We start from the raw sequence: 1,306 nt of genomic DNA on the forward strand, positions 1-1,306 counted from the left end.
GAATGTGTTGGGAGGCTCTCAACAACATCGCGGCGGGCAAGGACCGTTCACTGGTCATCGTGGTGAACGACAACGGCCGTTCCTATGCGCCGACCATCGGCGGCTTGGCCGAGCATCTTGCCGCTCTTCGCCTGCAACCGGGCTACGAGCGCATTCTCGACAACGGGCGCCGCATCGTCCGCAGGATTCCGCTCGTCGGGAAGACTGCGTACGCGATGCTGCACGGTATGAAGGCCGGAGTGAAGGACGCGATCAGTCCACAAGTTCTCTTCACCGATCTCGGCATCAAGTATCTCGGACCGGTCGACGGGCACGACGAACAGGCTCTGGAATCTGCACTTCGGCGCGCGAAGGCGTACGGCGGCCCGGTGATCGTGCACGCGGTCACGCGTAAAGGCATGGGGTACGCGCATGCCGAGAACAACGTTGCCGATCAGATGCATGCCACGGGGATCATCAATCCGCTCACCGGACTGGCGCGATCGAAGTCCGCGCCGGACTGGACCTCCGTTTTTTCCCGTGAGCTCATCGATCAGGCAGCACAACGAGAGGACATCGTGGCGATCACCGCCGCGATGGCTGGCCCCACCGGTCTTGCGGCGTTCGGGGACAAGTACCCGGACAGACTGTTCGACGTCGGTATCGCCGAGCAACATGCGATGACGTCGGCGGCGGGCCTCGCGCTCGGCGGCCTGCACCCTGTCGTCGCGGTGTATTCGACCTTCCTCAATCGCGCGTTCGACCAGCTGCTGATGGACGTAGCGTTGCTGAATCTGCCGGTGACGCTCGTCCTCGACCGGGCCGGTGTCACGGGGTCCGATGGTGCGAGTCACAACGGAATGTGGGACATGTCGCTGCTCGGGATAGTGCCGGGCATGCGGGTGGCAGCTCCACGCGATTGTGCAACGCTCCGGGAGGAACTGGGCGAAGCTCTGGCGACGGACGACGGCCCGACTGCTCTCCGTTTTCCGAAGGGCGCAGTCACCGAGGACATCCCGGCGCTGCGGCGCATCGACGGTGTCCTGGACGTCATGGTCGAGCCGGAATCGACCGAGCGAGACGTCCTCATCGTCGCGGTGGGAGTGTTCGCGGCATTGGCTCTCGACACTGCTGCTGCACTGACCGAACTCGGCCTGTCGGTTGCCGTCGTCGACCCCAGATGGGTGTTGCCGGTGCCCGAGTCGCTGCTCAAGCTCGCCGAGGACTACCAGCTCGTCGTCACGCTCGAGGACTCTGGCGTGCAGGGCGGCATCGGGTCCACCGTGTCCGCTGCACTCAGGGCGGTCGGAGTCGACACCGTATGCCG

General features: G+C 64.7%; 1 protein-coding gene. It reads left to right on the plus strand.

The annotated features are described in order from the left end of the window. A partial coding sequence (locus A2J03_RS16490) for a 1-deoxy-D-xylulose-5-phosphate synthase N-terminal domain-containing protein (RefSeq protein ID WP_068375943.1) occupies positions 1–1,306 on the plus strand: 1,306 nt, incomplete at both ends.

This window comes from Rhodococcus sp. EPR-157 (assembly GCF_001647195.1).
In the GTDB taxonomy this organism is placed as follows: domain Bacteria; phylum Actinomycetota; class Actinomycetes; order Mycobacteriales; family Mycobacteriaceae; genus Rhodococcoides.